This window comes from Reyranella sp. (genome assembly GCF_004297405.1).
Lineage (GTDB): Bacteria > Pseudomonadota > Alphaproteobacteria > Reyranellales > Reyranellaceae > Reyranella.
Genome location: NZ_SCVC01000021.1, coordinates 360,392 through 379,070 on the forward strand (window position 1 = coordinate 360,392; position 18,679 = coordinate 379,070).

Genomic DNA, 18,679 nt, shown 5'->3' on the forward strand with positions numbered 1-18,679 from the left:
GCTTCAACCCTTGACCGAGCCGGTGAGGCCCGAAACGTAGTGTTCGACGAAGAAGGAGTAGACGATCGCCACCGGGATCGAGCCCAGCAGCGCACCGGCCATCAGCGGCCCCCAGAAGAAGACGTCGCCGCGGATCAACTCCGATGTGACGCCGACCGGCACGGTCTTCTGGTCAGGTGAGGACAGGAAGACGAGGGCGTAGATGAACTCGTTCCAGGAGAGGGTGAAGGCGAAGATGCCGGCGGACAGGATGCCCGGCACCGCCACCGGCAGGATGATGTAGATCATCGCCTTCCAGCGCGACGCGCCATCGATGCGGGCACATTCCTCGAGTTCCTTCGGGATGGCCTTGAAGTAGCCCATCATCAGCCAGGTACAGAACGGGATCAGGAAGGTCGGGTAGGTGAGGATCAGCGACCAGGGCGTGTCGCCGAGCCGGAAGTTGCGGATGATCTCGGCCAGCGGGATGAAGAGCAGCGTCTGCGGCACCAGGTAGGTGACGAAGATCACCGTGCCGAGGCCACCGGCGAAGGGAAAGTTGAGGCGGGCCAGTGCGTAGCCCGCGAGCACACCACAGAAGAGCGAAATCACCGTCGATACCGCGGCGATGAACATCGTGTTCAGCATCCAGCGCCCGAACGACGTCTCCTCGAACAGGTAGAGGATATGATCCAGCGTCGGATTGTTGGTCCAGAACGGCTGGTAGTTCGCTGCATTCCACGGCCGGTAGAGCTCGCCGTCCGGCCGGAAAGTCGTGATGATCATCCAGTAGAAGGGGAAGAGCAGGACGAACACGAAGAGAATGAGCGGGATGTTGTAGAAGACCCACTTACGCCAGGCTGCACCTTCGATCATCACCGGGTCTCCCAGCTCATCGGGTTTCAACGCGACGGATGTAGAGGAGCTGCACCACCACGATCAGGAACAGGAAGGGGAACATGGCGAGCGACACCGCCGCCCCCTCCGAGAGCAGACCGGTGCCGATGCCGAGCTGGTAGGCATAGGTGGCGAAGAGATGGGTGGCATTGGCCGGGCCGCCGCCGGTCATCACATAGACGAGCTGGAAGTCGGCGAAGGTCTGGATCACCGAGAACAGCACCACCACCATTGTGACGGGCAGCAGCAAGGGCCAGGTGACGTGCCAGAAGCGTTGCCAGGGCCGGGCGCCGTCGATGGCGGCAGCTTCCTGTAGTTCGGGACTGATCGTCTGCAGGCCGGCCAGCAGGCTGATCGCGAAGAACGGCACGCCGCGCCAGACATTGACGATGATGATCGAGGTCATCGCGAGATCGGGATCGCCCAGCCAGTTGATGCGCTGGGTGATGAAGCCGAGTTGGAACAGCGTCCAGTTGATGACGCTGAAGGTGGGGTCGAACATCCATTTCCAGGCGAAGGTCGACAGCACCGTGGGAATGATGAAGGGCAGCAGGATGAAGGCGCGGACCAGCGCTTTACCCCTAAAGTGGCGGTTGAGCAGAATCGCCAGCCACAGGCCCAGCGCCAGCTTGAACACGGTCGTGACGCCCGTGTACCAGAAGGTGTTCCAGACCGACGTCCGGAAGATGCTGTCGTTCCAGACCTTGTCGAAGTTCTTGAGACCGACGAACTCGCCCTTGATGCCGACACGCGTGCTGTTGAGCGACAACAGCACGCCCTCGACGAAGGGATAGGCGATGAACAAGCCGAGCAGCACGGCTGTCGGCACGAGCAGCGCGAAGGCGAGCCAGCGCTCATCCTCCATGCGCCGCAGTCGCGGGATTGGTCGGGCTACCGAGCCCGAAACTGCGGTCACCGCCATGATCCACTCACCGGTTGGACTACGCGAACGTCGTTTCGAACCTCGCTGCGGGCGTCACGCCGAGTAGATCTTCTTGAGTTCGGCTTCAGCCCATTTCACGGCGTCCTCGGCCGGCATGCCCTGCACGGCCTTGGCGTACATGTCGGTGATAATGTACTTCGACAGGCCCTCCGCCGCCTTGGCATTGGGTGGTCCGCTGAAGCCCGGAGCCTGGCCGAGACGGGCCGCGACCTTGTAGGGCGTCATCACGGGATCTTCATCCCACAGCTTGTCGGACTCCCACTTCACCGTGCACGGCGTGGCGAAGCCCTTCTGCGAATTGAAGAACTTCGCATAGTTGGCTTCGGTGTGGAGCCACTTCAGGAACTCCTTCGCCGCATCCTGGTTCTTCGAGTACTTCATCAGCATGTTCGACTGCAGCAGATGGAAGCCGAACTGGCCCGCCGGACCCTTGGGCAGGGGCGCGTGCAGGATGTCCTTGTTCATCGGCATGCCCTTCTCAGTCTTGTACTGGTCGGGCTTGCGCAAGGTTTCGATGTAGATCGAGGCGCCGTTCAGAGTCGCGGAGATGGTCTGCGACAGGAACGCGCGATTGTTGTTGGTGTCGTCCCAGGCAAGGCCGCCTTCATCCATGCCGTCCTTCCATAGGCCTTGCATGAACTTGACCGAGTCGATCGTGCCCTTGGAGTTGATGACGACGGTCTTGCCGTCGGCCTCGACTTCCTTGCCGCCCCACGACCACATGTAGGGGTAGGTGAAGCCCGGCGCGTCGCCGAACGTGTGGCCGAGCGTCTGGCCCATCGGCCGTCCCTTGGCCTTCAGCTTCTTGGCGGCTTCGCGATAGGTTTCCCACGTGTCGGGGAACTTAGTGTAGCCCGCCTCTTCGAGCCACGACTTGCGATAGGCGATCATGCCGCCGATCACTGCCCAGGGCATACCCATGAACATCTTGCCGTCGCTGCAGATCGAACGGGCGTAGGGAAACAGACCGCCCTCTCGCTTGGCGACCGCCTCGGCGATCTCGGTGAGATCGACGACGCTGTTGGCATAGAGATAGGTCTGGTTGTTGAAGGACATGATCAGGTCCGGCCCGGCGCCGGACTGGATGCCTGCCGTCACGCGCGGTTGCAGGTCGTTGCCGTTCACCGTCTCCAGGTTGACCTTGATGCCCAGCGCTTTCTCGGCTTCCGGCATCATTTCCTTGCGGAAGAGCTGGTCGGTGGCCGGGACGAAGTCGACCCACTTCAGCCAGTGGACCGTCTTCTGCTGCGCGTACGCGGGAGTGCGGCCAGTGGCAAGAATTCCCGCCAGGCCGCCCAACGACACGGCGGCCGTGCCGCCGGCAAGCTTAAGCACGCTACGACGCTTGGTCTTGGCCATGTTGTCCTCCCAGGACTGCCGCCTCGTTGGACGGCTTCGTTGTTGCCGTCATCGTAGGCACCTGGGAGGAGGTGACGCAAGCCGGGATACGGAATTTTTACCAGCGAGAGTTGGATTCGCTCTGCGGTTTCTACTCCAGCAGCGAGCGCAGCATCCACGCCGACTGTTCGTGCACCGTCAGGCGCTGGGTCAGCAGGTCGGCGGTCGGCTCGTCGCTGGCCTTGTCGGCCACCGGGAAGACCCCGCGGGCCGTGCGCGCCACGGCCTCGTGGCCGTCCACCAGGATGCGCACCATGTCGAGCGCCTTCGGCGGCTTGGCAGGCGCGTCGGCGAGCGAGCTCAGCTTGCCGAACTGGCCGTACGAACCCGGCGCCGGATAGCCCAGGGACCGGATGCGCTCGGCGATCGGATCGACGGCGTTCCAGAGCTCGGTGTACTGCGTCATGAACATGGTGTGGAGCGACGTGAACATCGGCCCGGTCACGTTCCAATGGAAATTGTGCGTCGTGAGATAGAGCGTGTAGGTGTCGGCCAGCAGATGGCTCAGCCCTTCGGCGATCTTCTTGCGGTCTGCTTCCTTGATGCCGATCGAAATTGCGGGCGTCTTTGCCATGGGCTGCTCCAGATGTTGTCTGGTCTGGAAAGTATCAGGCCCAGTGGTAGGGACAACTATATGAACGGCTAGATCAATTCCGGATCGAGGGTGAAGAGTTCCTGCGCACGGCCGACGCCGCGTAACGCGAAGCGACCGACTGAAACGAGTCCAGCCCGCTCGCGTGCTGACAAGGAGGTCGCGAAGGCCGAGGAAACCAGCACGGGCCGGTCGACGGAGCGGCACATCGAGGCGATGCGGCTGGTCTCGTTGACGGCGGGGCCCACCACCGTGAAGTCGAGGCGGTCGAAGCTGCCGACATTGCCGTAGAATACCTCGCCGACGTGCAGGCCGAGATAGACAGAGGTCACGGGTCTTTCTTCGGCCAGGCGCTTCTCGTTCAGCTCCTTGATACGCACCCGGAGATTCTCTTCAGCCAGCAGCGCGCGCCGGCACGCCTCCGCCGGGTCGTCGGCACGGAACAGCGCCAGCGTGCCGTCGCCGATCAGCTTCAGCACGTCACCACCCGCTTCGTGGATCGCGGTAATGACCGCCTCGGCATAGTCGTTCAGCAGCGGAATGATCTCACCGGGCGGTGCGGTGTCGGTGATGGTCGTGTAACCGCGCAGGTCGGAGAACCAGAGCGCGGCCTCGATGCGGTCGGCGACGCCGCGTTGGGTACGGCCCCCCAGTACCCGCCTGCCGGCGTCGCGACCGAGATAGGTCTCGACCAGCGTGTGCGCGACGTTTGCGAGCGCCGCACTCTTGATGGCGAGCCCCAGGACGGGCACGAGCTGACGAAGCGCGGCAATGCACACGTCGCTGAAACCGCCGGGGTTGCGTGTCGACCAGCCCGAATAGACGCAATCCATCTCGCCGATCGTAGCGTTGGTCGCAAAGCGATACACGAAGACGATGTAGTCCGTGTGGCCCAGCTCCTTCATCTCCTCGATGATGGAAAAGTCGGCAGGCTCGCCGAAGCCGATGCGGCGACGCAGTTCCTCGCCGCCGGTCTGCAGCAGGTGATAAAAAGGACTGCGGTGCCAGGAGTCTGCGGCCGCGCCTTCGGTCGTGCGGCCGTAGGTGGTGGCCGCTTTCTCCTCGATATCGTCATTGCGCCAGCGGAAGACGGTGCCTTCGTGCACCGGATGCAGCGTGTCGATGACGACCAGCGCCCGCGCAACCGGAAGGTCTGCCGCGTTACACTTCTCGCAGAACTCGCGCAGCAGATCGGATTCCTGCGCACCCTCCAGGCCGCGGCGGACGATCCAGTTGGTGATGCGGTCGACGTCTGAGGCTTTCATGGGGCTATCGCCCCATCAACTCACGCGATCCCTGAAATGGCAAGCCGCGCGATGCCCCTCGGCAACAGCGGCGAGGACGGGATCCTGTGACACGCAGATGTCAGCCTTGAGCGGGCAACGCGGGTGGAAGTGACAACCTGGCGGTGGGTTGAGCGCGCTGGCGATCTCGCCGCGCGCCTTGGCCTTGGCGCTGATGGCGGCGCGGTGGAAGGGGTCGGGGATCGCAGCGATCAAGGCACGCGTATAGGGATGGCGCGGATTCTCGAAGATTTCCTGCCAGCCGCCCTGCTCGACGATGCGGCCGAGATACATCACCGCCACGCGGTCGCTGACATGTTCGACCACGCCGAGATCGTGGCTGATCATGATGTAGGACAGCCCCAACTCGTCCTTAAGCTCGAGCAGCAGATTGATGATCTGCGCGCGGATCGACACGTCGAGTGCCGAGACCGGTTCGTCGCAGAGCACGAGCTTGGGCTTCAGGATCAACGCACGGGCGATGCCGATGCGCTGACGCTGGCCGCCCGAGAACTCATGCGGATAGCGATCGGCCTGCTCGGGCCGGAGGCCGACCCTCGCCATCATGTCGGCGACGCGCGCTTCGACTTCGGCCTTGTCGGTAACGCCATGCAGGCGCAACGGATCGGCCAAGGTGCGACGCACCGTCTGGCGTGGATTGAGCGAGGCGTAGGGGTCCTGGAAGACCATCTGCACCGTGCGGGCCATTTTCATGCGGTCCGGCGCCTTGTTGCCGGAGATCTCCTGGCCATCGACGCCGATGGTGCCGCGCGTCGGCGGCAGCAGGCCCATAATCGCAAGCGCCAGGGTCGACTTGCCGCAGCCCGATTCGCCGACCAGCCCCAGGCACTCGCCGGGCTTTACGTCCAGGGTGACGCCGTCCACGGCCTTCAGAGTCTTGATGCCGCCGCCCAACATGTTGCCGATCTTGAAATGGACAGCGAGGTCATCGAGGGAAAGTAGTGGCTCAGCCATGGTGATGGCACCTGACAAGACCTTCGGCCGGCAGCGGCGTCGCCTCGGGCACCATTTCGCGGCAAACGTCGGTCACGGAAGGGCAGCGCGGGTTGAACCGGCAACCCGCCGGATAGGCTGCGATCGAGGGCACGACACCCGAAATTTCACGCAGCCGCTGGCGTCCGCGCTTGGAGCGTTCGCCCAATCGCGGCAGCGAATCGACTAGGCCTCGCGTGTAAGGATGGCTCGGCGTGGCGAAAATGGCCTCTGCCGCCTGGCTCTCGACAATACGGCCGGCGTACATCACGGCCACCCGCTTGCACATGTTGGCGACCAGGCCGAGATCGTGACTGATCATCAGGATCGCAGTGCCCTTGGCAGCACATAGCTCGGCCATCAGGTCGATGATCTCCGCCTGCACCGTGACATCGAGCGCCGTTGTCGGTTCGTCGGCGACCAGCAGGTCGGGGCCGCAGGCCAGGGCAATAGCAATCATCACCCGCTGACGCATGCCGCCTGAGAGCTGGTGGGGATAGTCTTTAATTCGCCGTTCGGGCGACGGCACGCGAACCTGCCGCAGCGCCTCCTCGGCGCGGTCCATTGCCTCGTTCCAGCCCATGCCTTCGTGCAGCACGAACATCTCGGCGATCTGCTTTCCAACCGGCGACAGCGGATTGAGTGCCGTCATCGGTTCCTGGAAGATCATCGCAATGCGCTTGCCGCGCAGCCGGCGCATCTCGGCGGGCGAGGCATCCTGGATCTCCTCGCCGTCGAGGGCGATGCGGCCGCCACCCAGGGACAAGGGCCGGCGCAGCAGGCCCATGACGGCCAATGCTGTGATGCTCTTGCCGCAGCCCGATTCGCCCACCAGGCCGAAGGCCTCGCCGCGGCCGATCTCGAACGACACGTTTTCTACGGCATTGTAGGTCGCGCCGTCGCCGGCGAGGGCGATGCGCAGATTGTCGACCTTGAGAAGAGGGACGGTCATGCCCGCCTCGTGGTTGACTGCGGATCGAGGATGTCACGCAGGCCATCGCCCAGCAGGTTGAGGCCGAGAACGGTGAAGAAGATGGCGAGTCCGGGGAAGACCGAGAGCCACGGCGCCGTCGTGATCTGGTCGCGTGCCTCGGAGAGCATGCTGCCCCAGCTCGGGAAGGGCGGGCGGATACCGAGGCCGAGAAACGACAGCGCCGCCTCGGACAGGATGGCGCCGCCCATGCCTAGCGTGGCGATCACGATCAGTGGCCCCAGGATGTTCGGCAGGATCTGCGTAAACATGATGCGCAGGTCGCCATAGCCCAGGATGCGTGCAGCCTGGACATAGCCCTGGCTCTTCAGCGACAGGACCTGGGCGCGCGCGATGCGGCAGGAGTAGGACCAGCTCGTGAGGCCGAGCGCGATCACCAGGCTCACCAGACCGGGGCCGAGGATCGCCATGATGGCGAGCGCGAAGACCAGCGAGGGGATCGCCAGCATCAGGTTGGTGAGTCCGCTCACCAGATCGTCCCACCAACCGCCCCAGTAGCCGGCCGTGAGTCCCAGGGTGACGCCGATCAGGCTGTTGCAGATCTGGCTGATGATGCCGACGCTCAGCGAGATGCGGGCGCCATAGACGATGCGCGAGTAGATATCGCGGCCCTGTGCGTCGGTGCCGAACGGATATTCGAGGCCGGGCGGAATCTCGGCGTTCATCAGGTTGGCGTCCATCACCGGGTCGGTGAGGGCGATCCACGGCGCCAGGACCGCCGCCATGATGGCCGTGGCGACCAGGCCGCCACCGATCCAGAGAGACGTCCCGCCCTTTAGGCGGAGGCGCGGCCGCTTGATTGCAATGCTCATTGGTAGCGGATCCGGGGATCGATCACGACGTAGGCGAGGTCGACCAATGTGTTGATGGCGAGGAAGAACAGCACGATCATCAGGATGCAGCCTTGGACCGTCGGCATGTCGCGCTGGAACACCGAGTCGACCATCAGCGAACCGACACCTGGCCAGGCGAACAGCTTTTCGACGACGACGGCCTGGCCCATCAGCGAGCCGAACTGCAGGCCGACAATGGTAATGACCAGGACGAGGGCGTTGCGCAGCACGTGCCACTCGACGACCCGGCGCTCGCTCATGCCCTTGCTCCGGGCGGTGCGAACGAAATCGGCGTTGAGGACATCGAGCACCGCGGCACGTGTCGTGCGGGCCAGCAAGGCCATCGGTCCAACCCCCAGTGCGACCGCCGGTAGGATAAGGTGACGCAATCCGCCATCGCCGTAGCCGAAGCTCGGCAGCCATTGGAGCTTGAGCGCGAACAGATACATCAGCATCAGGCCGAACCAGAACTGCGACAGCGACAGGCCTGAAATGGCACCCACCATCGAGGCCGTGTCGATCCAGCTACCGGGCTTGAGAGCGGCCAGGAACCCGAGCGTGACACCGACCGCGATGGCGAAGGTCATGGCGGCCAGGACCAGCTTCAGCGACGGCCAGATGCGATTGCTCAGCATCTTCGTCACGGGCTCGCGTGTCCGGAAAGACGTGCCGAGATCGCCGGTGACGGTGGCGGCGACGTACTTGCCAAACCGCTCAAGCAGAGGGTCGTCGAGGCCCATCTCCTTGCGCATGCGTTCCATCACGGCGGGGTCGATGGTCGAGCGGCCGTCCTCGTTCATGCCGGAGATGAAGCTGCCGGGCAGGACGGAGAACAACAGGAAGACGAGGGCGATGACGGCGAGCAGCGTCGGGATGACGTTGGCGAGGCGGCGGCCGAGGACAAGAAGCATTGTACAGACTCTGAAGGCCCTCGCTGACGCTCAGGATGACAACGGCGCTGTCATCCCGAGCGGAGCGAGGAAACCCTCACTTCTTTCTTGTTACTTGGCGGGCGATTTCGCGTCGACCCAGATGTCCTCAGGATACTGATGCGTGATCTCGGTCGGGTTGGCCTGCAGGCCGTGCACCCACGGCTGATAGGCCAGCACGGCCTTGTTGTAGTTGAAGAACCACACCGGGGCTTCTTCGTAGAGCAGGTTGTTGGCCTTCTTCAGGAGTTCTTCGCGCTTGGCCATGTCGCCTTCCTGGGCGGCATCGTCGAGCAGCTTGTCGAACTCCGGATTGTTGAAGCCGGTGTAGTTGCAAGCCGTGCGCGGCGTCTTGGAGTAATAGCAGCGCAGCGTCGCCAGCGAATCGGGGCCGGTGAGGCTCGAAGCGATCAGCGACTGGTGCTCGCCCTTCATCAGCAGCTCGGTCAGCACTGTGACCTCGACCAGCTTGGGCTTGGCCTTGATGCCGACCTTGGCCAACATCGGGATCACCGCTTCGACGATCGGCAGGCCCCAGCTCTCGTTTTGGCTGGTCGTCCATTCGAACTCGAAGCCGTTGGGATAGCCCGCCTCGGCCAGCAGCTTCTTGGCCTTCTCGGGGTCGAACGGATAGGCCTTCATCGTCTTGTCGAAGGCGGCGGCCGAGGGCGGCAGCCAGCTTGTCGCACGGTAGGCCTTGTCCTTGACCAGGCGCGAGATGATCAGGTTGGAGTCGATCGCGTAGTTGATCGCCTGACGCACGCGCTTGTCCTGGAACGGCTTGATCGAGGACAGGTTGATGTGCATCGAGCGCGTGAACATCTCGGCTACTTCGAGGATGCCCTTGGAGAGCTGCGGGTCGGCGCGGTAGGCGACGTACTGCGCAGGCCCCAGGATCGAGGTGTCGATCTCCTTGTTGCGGAAGGCGACGTCGCGCGCGGCGGCTTCGGCCATGATCATGACGTCGACCCGGTCGAGGTAGGGCTTGCCGGCCTTGTAGAACTTGTCGAAGCGCTCGGTGCTAACGCGCGAGCCCGGAATGTGCTCCTTGAACTTGAAGGGGCCGAGGCCGACCGGATTGGAGGCAAAATTGCCCTTCTCGACCTCTTCCTTGGGCAGGATGGCCGTCGAACCGGCGAAGAAATAGTAACCCGGGTCGACGCGATCTGTGATCGTCATTTCGAGGGTGAAGTCGTCGATCTTCTTCAGGCCGGAGATTTCCTTGGCCTGACCCTTCTCGACATCGACCGCGCCCTTGATCACGCGGACATAGCGGGCGGCGGGATAGCCCTTGCTGCCGTCCATGATGCGGGTAAACGACCAGATGATGTCGTCGGCCGTCATCTTACGGCCATTATGGAAGAAGGCGTCGTCGCGCAGCTTGTAGGTATAGGTGAGGCCGTCGGCCGACACGGATACCGACTTCGCCAGTTCGAGGGCCAGCTTTCCCTCTTTGGTGTCCCAATTATAAAGCGTGCGATGGATCGCCTTGTTGACGATGTCGTCCTGGGCGCGGGGCGTCACATGGGGATCGAGGCTGCCAAAACTTGCGGCATAGGGCGCCGTCATGCGAAGCACGCCACCTTTGCGCGGCGTTTCCTGCGCCTCCGCGGTTCCGAACGCGAGGACGGCCAGCGCCGCTCCTGCCAGCCAACTCCAAGATTTCATATCTCCCATCCCTTCAGTTCTCGTTGGAGCGATCTGAACACTGCACGCTCCCTGTCGCAAGAGGCGAACGCGTCGATCCACGTTAGGGACACGAGTCGCGGGCCAGCCATGCTAGAACGGAGACTTGCAAAGGAGAGGCCAAGGCGTGATCGAGCGGTCGACAAAGTGGGTGAAGGCGGCGCTGTGCGCTGTCGCGTTCGGCGCTGCAGCATTGCCGGCTGAGGGGCGGGCCGAGAGCACGCTCAGGATCGTCATGTCCTCGGATCTCAAGATCGTCGATCCGGTCTGGTCGTCCATCCAGATCAGCCGCACGCACGGCTATCTCGTCTACGACACGCTGTTCAGCGTCGACGCCGATCTCAAGCCCCGTCCGCAGATGGTGGAACGCCACACGGTCAGCCCGAACGGTTTGGAATATACTTTCACCTTGCGCGAAGGCCTCACCTGGCATGACGGCACGCCAGTGACGGCAGCCGATTGCGTGGCCTCGCTGCAGCGCTGGATGCCGCGCGACACGATGGGCCAGAAGCTACTGGCCAACATGCGGGAGCTCGTGGCGGTCGATGGCCGCACGATCCGGCTCACGCTCTCGGGGCCTTATGCCTTCGTCCTGGAGTCGCTGGCCAAGCCCGGTGGCGTCGTGCCTTTCATGATGCCCGAGCGACTCGCCAAGACGCCCGGCACTCAGCAGATCACCGAGTCGGTTGGCTCCGGACCTTTCAAGTTCAAGGCCGACGAGTGGAAGCCCGGCGAGAAGACCGTCTACGTCAAGAACGAAGCCTACAAGCCGCGGCCGGAACCGCCGAGCAACTTCGCTGGCGGCAAGGTCGCCAAGCTGGACCGGGTCGAATGGGTCGCCATTGCCGATCCGCAGACCGCCGTGAGTGCCTTGCAGGCGGGCGAGGTCGATGCTGTCGAGCTGATCTCGGTCGATCTGCTGCCACTGGTCGAGGGCGACAAGTCGCTGGCCATCGTGCGCAGCACCCTTCCCAATCAGTTCAGCCTGCGGCCCAACTGGCTGCATCCGCCATTCGACAATCCCAAGGTGCGTGAGGCGCTGGGCTACCTCGTGAACCAGCCCGACTTCGTCGTCGCGGCCATCGGCGATCCGCGTTTCTATCGGGTCTGCAAATCCTACTTTGTCTGCGGCACGCCGCTCGCCGGCGATGCCGGGATGGAAGGACGCCTGGAAGGCAATGTCGCCAAGGCCAGGGAGCTGCTGGCCGAGGCCGGCTACAAAGGCGAGCCCATCGTGTTGCTGCACGCTACGGATATTCCTGCCATCGCCAGGCTGGCGCCCGTTGCGAAGGCCCAGCTCGAGCGTGCGGGCTTCAAGGTCGACATGCAGTCGATGGATTGGCAGACGCAGATCAGCCGCTTCGTGCGTCGCGATCCACCGGATCAGCGCGGCTGGAACCTGGTGACGGCAAGCTGGGGCGCCCTCGACGTGGTCGATCCCGTGGTCTCTGCCTTCCTGAATGCCGCTTGCGACAAGGCCACGGGCGGCTGGCCGTGCGACAAGACGATGGAAGAGCTTCGCGACCGCTTTGCGCGTGAACAGGATCCGGCCAAGCGCAAGGCGATCGCTTCTGAAATCCAGGCGCTTGCCGTCAGGGCGGGAATGTATTTCCCGCTGGGTGAGTGGTTCAACATTGGCGCCTACAGCACCAAGGTCCACGGCATTCTCGCCACACCCGCCGCGACCGTCTTCTGGAACATGGAGAAGACGTCGCGCTGAGCGTGTTCGTCAGGCCGGCACGCAGTAGCCGTCGCGACGCGGGTCGCAGCCACCCGTGAACATGCCGGTCTCGGGATCGACCGCCACGCCCTGCATGCCGCCTACCTTCATGGTCCAGTCCGGACCGGTCGTGACGTTATGGCCGAGCTTGCGCAGGTCGGCGTGTATGTCGGCCGGCAGCCGCGATTCCAACAGCACTTCTGCGCCGTCGGTCAGGCGGCCGCGTGGAGCTTCGATCGCTTGCTGCAGCGGCAGGCCGAAATCGACGTACTGCACCATCGCCTGCGCCTGGGTCTGCAGGATGCCGTAGCTGCCCGGCGTGCCCAGTGCCAGGACGGGATTTCCGTCCTTGATCGAGATCGAGGGCGCCATGCACATCGGGAGCTGTTCGCCAGGCTTCACGCGGTTGGGGCTCTCCGGGTTGACGTCCGCCCAGTAGAGGAAGTTGTTGAGGCAGAGGCCGGTGCCGGGCACCACGACGCCCGAGCCGAAGACGCTGCCGAGGCTCTGCGTCAGGCAGATGAGATTGCCCTCGTTGTCGGCCACGGAGAACGACGTCGTGTGGCTTTCGTCGACGGCCGACACGGGTTCGTTGGTCGGCGTCCACTGTTCGGTCGGTCCGATCACTGGTTTGCCGTCGCGCACACGGGCACGCAGGCTTTCGACATGGCTGTCAGACAAAATTTCCGCGAGCTTCTGCGGCGCCGGAATACCGGTCGCGATGCGCACGCCGGCGGCCAGGCGGATGGCGCGCAGCACGGTATCGAGATGCTCCGTCGAGTTGCGCTTCATCTTGGCGAGGTCAAAGCCATCGAGGATGCGCAGGGTCAGCAGGAACTGGAATCCCTCGCAGGGCGGTGGCGGCACATGCACGGTGCGGCCGCGATAGGTGACCGCCACCGGATCGCGCCAGGTCGCCTTGGCCGACAGGATGTCGTCCATGACCATGCAGCCGCCGAGTTCGGTCAGCCGGTCGAGGATCTTCTGGCCGAGCGCGCCGCCGTAGAGGAGGCTGGGCCCTTCGGTGGCCAGTGCTTCCAGAGTGCGGGCAAGGTCGGGCTGCTTCAGCACGAAGCCCGGCTTCACCGTGCCCGCGCCCGCGGTGTAAACGCGCGACCACTCGGGATGCAGGGCCTTGTAGCCCGCAAGCTCGCCGGCCACGCCCTGGATTTCCTCGAGATTGAACTCGATGAGCTGGAAGCCGTCGCGCGCGATGGCGATCGCGGGCGCAAACAATTCCGGCAGCTTCTTCTTGCCGTGCGCCTTGTTGAGTTCGCACCAGCCCGCGAGATTGCCCGGTGCGCCAACCGCCACGGCGCCGCGCTGGAGCTGGCTGCGGTCGCTGAGCTTGTCGATCGGAAAGTTCTTGGAGATCTGTCCGACAAAGTCGAGCGTGCGGACCCGCTTCTCCTTGGCGATATAGCAGGTCGCTACGCCACGACCAGCCAGTCCGGACATGTAGGGTTCCACGACATTCAACGCTGCTGCCGTGGCGACCGCAGCGTCGAAGGCATTACCGCCGTTCGACAGGATGCGTGCTCCGGCGGCGGCGGCTAGCGGATGGGCCGCGGCCACCATGCCGTGCCGCGATGCGATTGTCGGACGTTTGCCGTGTTGCAGCATCCCTCGGTGTCTCCCCCTTGAGCACAAGGGATGGATCGTGCCGATTTCGGAACGCGGTCACCAGAGCGAATTGCGTATTCTGTCCTGCGCTTGTTTAAATGCAGCCATGTCCCTCACTCGACGCACTGCTCTGGCCTCGCTCGCCCTAGCTTCGACCGGCCTCGGCGCGCGCGCCCAATCCTGGCCCGCCAAGCCGCTGACGATCGTCGTGCCGTATACGGCCGGCAGCGCCACCGACACGCTCACGCGCATCATTGCGGAGCGACTGTCACCGCGGCTCGGCCAGCCGGTGATCGTCGACAACAAGGCTGGCGCCAATGGCTCGATTGCGGGCGGTATCGTCGCCCGTGCGCCTGCGGACGGCTACACGCTGATGATGGCGACCGCTGCGACGCACGCCGGCAATCCCAATCTGATGAAGGCGGTGCCCTACGATTCGCTGGCTGACTTCGCACCCACGGGCTTTTGCGGCTCAATCCCTTTTACCTTGGCGGTGCGAACGGACTCTGGCATTTCGACCGTCGCGGACTTCGTGGCGCGCGCAAAAGGCGGCCAAGCCTTCGCTGACCTACGGGGCCGGCACGCCGTCGGCGCGGGTCATCTCCACGACGCTCGCCCAACGCACCGGTACCGAACTCGTGCATGTGCCCTATAAGGCGGCGCCTCTGGCGATGGCGGACGTGCTCTCGGGCCAGATCGACATGACGTTCATCGACGTCGGCACCGGTATGCCGCAGTTCAAGGCAGGCAAACTGAAGGCGCTGGTCGTTGCTTCCGACAAGCGCTCGCCGCTGATACCGGATGTGCCGACCTTCGCAGAAGCAGGGCTTGGCGCCTTCGCGCTCGATGCCTGGTTCGTGGTAGTGGCGCCGGCGCGCACGCCGCCCGATGTGATCAACAAGATCGGCCGTCATGTGTCGGAGATCGTTGCCGAACCGGAGGCGGCGGCGCGGTTGCGGGCGATTTCGATCGAGCCCGAGCCAATGGCGCCGGATCAGATCCGCGCTTTCATCAAGGCGGAAAAGGAAAAATGGGCGATGCTGGTCAAGGCGGCCGGCATCGATCCGGAATGACGGGAGAGTAGAGATGAGTAGAGAAAAGCGTCTGGAGTTCGGCTGGTTTTTGCCGACCGCCGGCGATACCACGGCCTACGGGTTGGCGAGCGCACAGGTGGCGCCGTCGATGCCGCTGTTCGACAAGATCGTCGATGCTGCCGAGGCGGCCGGCTTCGAATACATGCTGGTGCCGGTGCAGACGGCCTGCTGGGAGGCCTGGATTGCCAGCGCCATGATGGTGGCGCGCTCCAAGTCGATGCGCATGCTGGTGGCCGCGCGGCCGAGCTACATCAATCCGGTGTTGCTGGCCAAGATGATCACGACCTTCGATCAGCTCTCGGGCGGGCGTATCTGCATCAACCTGATCGCGGGCCAGAGCGAGACCGAGAATGCCGCCGAGGGCATCAAGTGGGGCAAGGAAGAGCGCTACGAGATCATGGACGAGGAAGTCTCGATCCTGAAGGCGCTCTGGACCACGCGCGGTCCCGTGCATTTCGACGGTAAGTTCTATCAGCTTAAAGGCGCGCAGATCCGGCCTTATCCGCTGCAGAAGCCCTATCCGAAATTCTATCTCGGCGGCGGTTCGAAGCAGGCTTGGGAGATTTCGGCCAAGCATTCGGATGTTCATCTCTTCTGGGGTGACACTTACGATCGCATCCGCGCCAACATGGCCGAGATCAAGTCGATGGCAGCGCAGCACGGTCGCGAGAACGAGATCGGCTTTGGCATGCGCCTGCAGATCGTCTGCCGGCCGACCGAGAAAGAGGCTTGGGAGTTTGCCCACGGGCTCGTCGCACATGCGACGGAAGGCCAAAAGCAGTTTGTGACGCAGCATTTTGCGACGTCGGAGGCCAACCGCCGCGTGCGCGAGCTGGCTGCGATCGGCGAGACCATCGAGCCGCATCTGTGGACGGGCATTACCCAGGTCAGGCCCGGTGCGGGGATTGCGATAGTCGGCGATCCCGAGCAGTGCGCCGACACGCTGCAGAAGTTCATCGACCTCGGTTGCCACTCCTTCTGCCTCTCGGGCTACCTGCACGACGAGGAGGCGGAGCGCTTCGGCAAGTGGGTGATGCCGATCCTGCGCGACCGCAATCGCGAGCGGATGCTGGCGGCCTGAGGCCGGTGACCAGATGCGGCGGGCGACCCTTCCGGATTTCAGCGCCCGTCAGCTCGAGGCCGTCCTTGCTCTCGCCGAATATGGCAGCTTCGTCGCAGCAGCGGCGCGGCTGCGTCTCTCGCAGCCGGCCCTGACGCGAGCCATCAAGCGGCTGGAAACGGCGCTCGGCGTACGCCTGTTCGATCGCAGCACGCGGCGTGTCCAGATCACGGCGGCGGGCCGCGAGTTTGCTGCGGTCGCCGAGCGCATGCTGAACGATCTCGGCATCACGGTGCAGAGCGTCCGCGAAGTCGCCGAGGAGCGTCGCGGTCTCGTCGTGCTGTCGACGATCATGTCGGTGGCCGGTGGGCGACTGCCGTCGATTGTCGCGGCCTATCGCGCCGACCGTCCGGGTGTCGAGATTCATATCCGCGAAGGCGTGCATGCGACGGTGCTCGAGGATGTCCGAAGTGGTGTCTCCGATTTCGGTATCGGCTATGTCGACGAGCTGCCCGACTTCGTCGTCGGCACGGCGCTCGGTCGCGAGACTTTCTGCGCCGTCATGCCGGCGCGTCACAGGCTGGCGGGACGGCGAAAGGTCAGCCTAGCTGATTTGGCCAGCGAAACGATCGTGGCCCTGCCGACTGGCTCGCGCACTCGCCGCACCATCGACGCGGCGGCGGCGACGATCGGCGTGCCGCTGCGCCAGATGGTCGTGGTCACCCAGCTCGCCACCATGCTGGCCTTCGTGGGCGCCGGCGTGGGGGTGGGTCTCGTGCCGAGAGGCACCACGCGCGGACCGTTGGCGCGTGGCCTGCGGGCGGTGCCGCTCAGCGAACCGCGGCTGGTCCATCGCCTCGGCCTGATCGCCTTGCGCGAGCGGGAGCCAACGCCGGCAGCATCCGGCCTGCTTGCCTTCCTGCGGCGCGAATGGGCCCGTGCCGATTGATGCGTCGAGTGCAACAATCCTGTCTATCAGCTTGATCTTGGCATAGCGATCGCGGTGGCTATGCTGGCCGTGGAGGACCATCGTGCAACTCGCTTCACGCACCTACGACGTCGACAGCATTTCCGCCGTCCAGGAGCTTTACCACTCCAACGGCTGGACCGATGGGCTGCCTGTCGTGCCGCCGACGCAGGAGGCGGTCGAAGCCTGCCTCGAATGGGTGATGATGCCGCCCGACCAGCTCATCGGCATCGAGCCGGTGCGCGGGCTCGCCATCACAGCCGAAAAGCTTGCGATCAATGCCGTGATGGCGGGCTGTCTGCCCATGCATTTCCCGGTCGTCGTGACCGCCTGGATGGCCATGATGCAGGAGGAATTCCTGATGCACGGTGCCACGGCGAGCACCGGCGGCTGCGCCGTACTGGTCGTGCTGAATGGTCCGATCCGGCTCGAACTGGGCGCCGGCGGTACGTTCAATGCGCTGGGCAATTCCGATCGCGCCACGGCCGTTATCGGGCGAGCCATCCGGCTCTGCCTGATCAACCTGATGGATGTGCGGCCGGGCGTGATCGACCGGTCGACTCTCGGCCACCCTGGCAAGTTCAGCTATTGCGTTGCCGAGGACGAGGAGGACACGACGTGGCTGCCGCTCGCCGAGCAGCGTGGCGTTCCCAAAGGCGCGTCTTCCGTGACGGTGATGGCTGCCGGTGCGCCGCGTCAGCTCATGAACGAGTGGACGACCAAGCCCGAGGAGATCCTCGAAACCTTCGCGGCCGAGATGCGCGCCAACCTGCGGCACTATTCGATCCATCCCGGCAACTACGCGCTGATCATTCCCAAGCAGTTGCGGGAACATCTCCAGGCCGGAGGGTGGACCAAGAGTGACATCGCGGGCTTCATCCATGAGCGTGCGCGCATCCACCGCCGCGAATGGGCTGAAGTGGGCAAGGGCGCAGTCGTTCGGGACCGCGGCGACAGCGTCTATCCGGCCATGGAGTCGGCCGACCAGCTTTTGGTCATTGCGGCCGGCGGGCCGGCCGGTGGTTTCGGTGCCGTCATTCCACCCTGGCTCGGGAATAAGAGCCATGCCGTGACCCTGCCCATCGGCGTCTGCGTCGATTGCGAACCGCCGAAGAAGTGACAGAGATATAGAGAGTAGAGGACTGCCATGACCTTTCGTGTTCTCGACCCCACGCCCGGAACGGCTGCTCCGCTCGGCCAGCTCGCGCCGCGCCTCGACACGCTCCAGGGCAAGACCGTGGGCTTCATCTCCAACGGCAAGGAAGGCACCAAAGGTTTCTTTACGCACCTGGACCAGATCCTGCGTGAAGAGTACGGCGTGGCCAAGGTCGTGAGCCGCACCAAGTCGAATTACAGCGCGCCGGCCGATGCCCATATCGTGGCGGAGATCAAAGGCTGGGATGCCGTCGTCTCAGGCTTAGGGGATTGAGGAAGCTGTTCATCGTGCAGTCTGCACGACTCTGTAACGGCTGAGAGACTCCAGGTTCCTGCTTTCAGCGTGATGACGACCCGGTTCGCCAGTGCGGCCGAGATGATGAGCCGCGTGCTGGGCATGCCGGATTATCGCTTCGCCCAGATCGGCCATCCGGTCAGCAGCGCCACCGACGACGAGTTGCGCGCCATGGCACGCACGGCGATCGAGCAGGGCAAGAGTATGCTGCTCAAGGCTTGAGCACCGGTCCTTGCGTGCA

Annotated in this window: 18 protein-coding genes; 7 read left to right on the forward strand and 11 right to left on the reverse strand. The window is 64.1% G+C overall.

Features of this window, described 5'->3' with window-relative positions; genetic code table 11:
• Positions 1–3: 3 nt before the first annotated feature.
• The 10 genes from EPO50_RS15365 to EPO50_RS15410 all read right to left on the reverse strand — a co-directional run bounded on the left by EPO50_RS15365 (position 4) and on the right by EPO50_RS15410 (position 10,506).
• Positions 4–855, reverse strand: a complete 852-nt coding sequence (locus tag EPO50_RS15365) for a carbohydrate ABC transporter permease (RefSeq protein WP_296345484.1) — start codon at positions 853–855, stop codon at positions 4–6.
• 16 nt (positions 856–871) lie between these two features.
• Complete coding sequence (locus tag EPO50_RS15370; protein ID WP_296345485.1) at positions 872–1,798, reverse strand: carbohydrate ABC transporter permease; 927 nt, start codon at positions 1,796–1,798, stop codon at positions 872–874.
• Positions 1,799–1,852: 54 nt separating this feature from the next.
• Positions 1,853–3,178, reverse strand: coding sequence for an ABC transporter substrate-binding protein (locus EPO50_RS15375; protein ID WP_296345487.1), 1,326 nt, complete (start codon positions 3,176–3,178; stop codon positions 1,853–1,855).
• Positions 3,179–3,308: 130 nt separating this feature from the next.
• The gene (locus EPO50_RS15380; RefSeq protein ID WP_296345489.1) at positions 3,309–3,791 is read right to left on the reverse strand and encodes a Dps family protein; all 483 of its coding nucleotides are present in this window, start codon (positions 3,789–3,791) and stop codon (positions 3,309–3,311) included.
• A gap of 68 nt (positions 3,792–3,859) precedes the next feature.
• A complete protein-coding gene (locus EPO50_RS15385) occupies positions 3,860–5,074 on the reverse strand; it encodes an adenylate/guanylate cyclase domain-containing protein (RefSeq protein ID WP_296345491.1) in 1,215 nt (404 codons plus the stop codon).
• A gap of 15 nt (positions 5,075–5,089) precedes the next feature.
• Positions 5,090–6,067, reverse strand: coding sequence for an ABC transporter ATP-binding protein (locus EPO50_RS15390; RefSeq protein ID WP_296345493.1), 978 nt, complete (start codon positions 6,065–6,067; stop codon positions 5,090–5,092).
• On the reverse strand, positions 6,060–7,037 hold the full coding sequence (locus EPO50_RS15395) for an ABC transporter ATP-binding protein (protein ID WP_296345496.1): 978 nt from the start codon (positions 7,035–7,037) through the stop codon (positions 6,060–6,062). The genes EPO50_RS15390 and EPO50_RS15395 overlap by 8 nt, the downstream gene beginning before the upstream one ends.
• Positions 7,034–7,801: an ABC transporter permease gene (locus tag EPO50_RS15400; RefSeq protein ID WP_296345812.1), complete on the reverse strand. Its 768-nt coding sequence runs from the start codon at positions 7,799–7,801 to the stop codon at positions 7,034–7,036. The genes EPO50_RS15395 and EPO50_RS15400 overlap by 4 nt, the downstream gene beginning before the upstream one ends.
• Positions 7,802–7,884: 83 nt before the next feature.
• Positions 7,885–8,820, reverse strand: a complete 936-nt coding sequence (locus EPO50_RS15405; protein WP_296345498.1) for an ABC transporter permease — start codon at positions 8,818–8,820, stop codon at positions 7,885–7,887.
• 90 nt (positions 8,821–8,910) lie between these two features.
• Entirely contained in the window at positions 8,911–10,506 is a 1,596-nt protein-coding gene (locus EPO50_RS15410; RefSeq protein ID WP_296345500.1) for an ABC transporter substrate-binding protein, read from the reverse strand.
• Positions 10,507–10,651: 145 nt separating this feature from the next.
• Between EPO50_RS15410 and EPO50_RS15415 the strand changes: the two genes are divergently transcribed.
• The gene (locus tag EPO50_RS15415; RefSeq protein WP_296345502.1) at positions 10,652–12,244 is read left to right on the forward strand and encodes an ABC transporter substrate-binding protein; all 1,593 of its coding nucleotides are present in this window, start codon (positions 10,652–10,654) and stop codon (positions 12,242–12,244) included.
• Positions 12,245–12,253: 9 nt separating this feature from the next.
• Here EPO50_RS15415 and EPO50_RS15420 read toward each other — a convergent pair whose 3' ends face one another.
• Positions 12,254–13,867 (reverse strand): gamma-glutamyltransferase family protein, encoded by a 1,614-nt coding sequence (locus EPO50_RS15420; RefSeq protein WP_296345504.1) that lies wholly within the window; start codon positions 13,865–13,867, stop codon positions 12,254–12,256.
• Between the two features lie 106 nt (positions 13,868–13,973).
• On the opposite strand from EPO50_RS15420, the gene EPO50_RS15425 reads away from it, so the two are divergent.
• The 6 genes from EPO50_RS15425 to EPO50_RS15450 all read left to right on the forward strand — a co-directional run bounded on the left by EPO50_RS15425 (position 13,974) and on the right by EPO50_RS15450 (position 18,660).
• Entirely contained in the window at positions 13,974–14,522 is a 549-nt protein-coding gene (locus tag EPO50_RS15425; RefSeq protein ID WP_296345506.1) for a tripartite tricarboxylate transporter substrate binding protein, read from the forward strand.
• Positions 14,467–14,940, forward strand: coding sequence for a tripartite tricarboxylate transporter substrate binding protein (locus tag EPO50_RS15430; RefSeq protein WP_296345814.1), 474 nt, complete (start codon positions 14,467–14,469; stop codon positions 14,938–14,940). The genes EPO50_RS15425 and EPO50_RS15430 overlap by 56 nt, the downstream gene beginning before the upstream one ends.
• A gap of 13 nt (positions 14,941–14,953) precedes the next feature.
• A complete protein-coding gene (locus EPO50_RS15435) occupies positions 14,954–16,042 on the forward strand; it encodes an LLM class flavin-dependent oxidoreductase (protein ID WP_296345508.1) in 1,089 nt (362 codons plus the stop codon).
• A gap of 13 nt (positions 16,043–16,055) precedes the next feature.
• On the forward strand, positions 16,056–16,970 hold the full coding sequence (locus tag EPO50_RS15440; protein ID WP_296345510.1) for a LysR family transcriptional regulator: 915 nt from the start codon (positions 16,056–16,058) through the stop codon (positions 16,968–16,970).
• 82 nt (positions 16,971–17,052) lie between these two features.
• Positions 17,053–18,108, forward strand: a complete 1,056-nt coding sequence (locus tag EPO50_RS15445; RefSeq protein WP_296345512.1) for a hypothetical protein — start codon at positions 17,053–17,055, stop codon at positions 18,106–18,108.
• Positions 18,109–18,135: 27 nt separating this feature from the next.
• Positions 18,136–18,660: a UGSC family (seleno)protein gene (locus tag EPO50_RS15450; protein ID WP_296345514.1), complete on the forward strand. Its 525-nt coding sequence runs from the start codon at positions 18,136–18,138 to the stop codon at positions 18,658–18,660.
• Positions 18,661–18,679 lie beyond the last annotated feature (19 nt).

What these genes read in the sequence shown, in the direction of transcription:
- EPO50_RS15370 (WP_296345485.1), bottom strand. Translation starts at nt 1,798, where the DNA reads ATGGCGGTGACCGCAGTTTCGGGCTCGGTAGCCCGACCAATCCCGCGA.
- EPO50_RS15390 (WP_296345493.1), bottom strand. Translation starts at nt 6,067, where the DNA reads ATGGCTGAGCCACTACTTTCCCTCGATGACCTCGCTGTCCATTTCAAG.
- EPO50_RS15410 (WP_296345500.1), bottom strand. Translation starts at nt 10,506, where the DNA reads ATGAAATCTTGGAGTTGGCTGGCAGGAGCGGCGCTGGCCGTCCTCGCG.
- EPO50_RS15400 (WP_296345812.1), bottom strand. Translation starts at nt 7,801, where the DNA reads ATGGCGGCGGTCCTGGCGCCGTGGATCGCCCTCACCGACCCGGTGATG.
- EPO50_RS15365 (WP_296345484.1), bottom strand. Translation starts at nt 855, where the DNA reads ATGATCGAAGGTGCAGCCTGGCGTAAGTGGGTCTTCTACAACATCCCG.
- EPO50_RS15375 (WP_296345487.1), bottom strand. Translation starts at nt 3,178, where the DNA reads ATGGCCAAGACCAAGCGTCGTAGCGTGCTTAAGCTTGCCGGCGGCACG.
- EPO50_RS15425 (WP_296345506.1), top strand. Translation starts at nt 13,974, where the DNA reads ATGTCCCTCACTCGACGCACTGCTCTGGCCTCGCTCGCCCTAGCTTCG.
- EPO50_RS15380 (WP_296345489.1), bottom strand. Translation starts at nt 3,791, where the DNA reads ATGGCAAAGACGCCCGCAATTTCGATCGGCATCAAGGAAGCAGACCGC.
- EPO50_RS15440 (WP_296345510.1), top strand. Translation starts at nt 16,056, where the DNA reads ATGCGGCGGGCGACCCTTCCGGATTTCAGCGCCCGTCAGCTCGAGGCC.
- EPO50_RS15405 (WP_296345498.1), bottom strand. Translation starts at nt 8,820, where the DNA reads ATGCTTCTTGTCCTCGGCCGCCGCCTCGCCAACGTCATCCCGACGCTG.
- EPO50_RS15385 (WP_296345491.1), bottom strand. Translation starts at nt 5,074, where the DNA reads ATGAAAGCCTCAGACGTCGACCGCATCACCAACTGGATCGTCCGCCGC.
- EPO50_RS15395 (WP_296345496.1), bottom strand. Translation starts at nt 7,037, where the DNA reads ATGACCGTCCCTCTTCTCAAGGTCGACAATCTGCGCATCGCCCTCGCC.
- EPO50_RS15435 (WP_296345508.1), top strand. Translation starts at nt 14,954, where the DNA reads ATGAGTAGAGAAAAGCGTCTGGAGTTCGGCTGGTTTTTGCCGACCGCC.
- EPO50_RS15420 (WP_296345504.1), bottom strand. Translation starts at nt 13,867, where the DNA reads ATGCTGCAACACGGCAAACGTCCGACAATCGCATCGCGGCACGGCATG.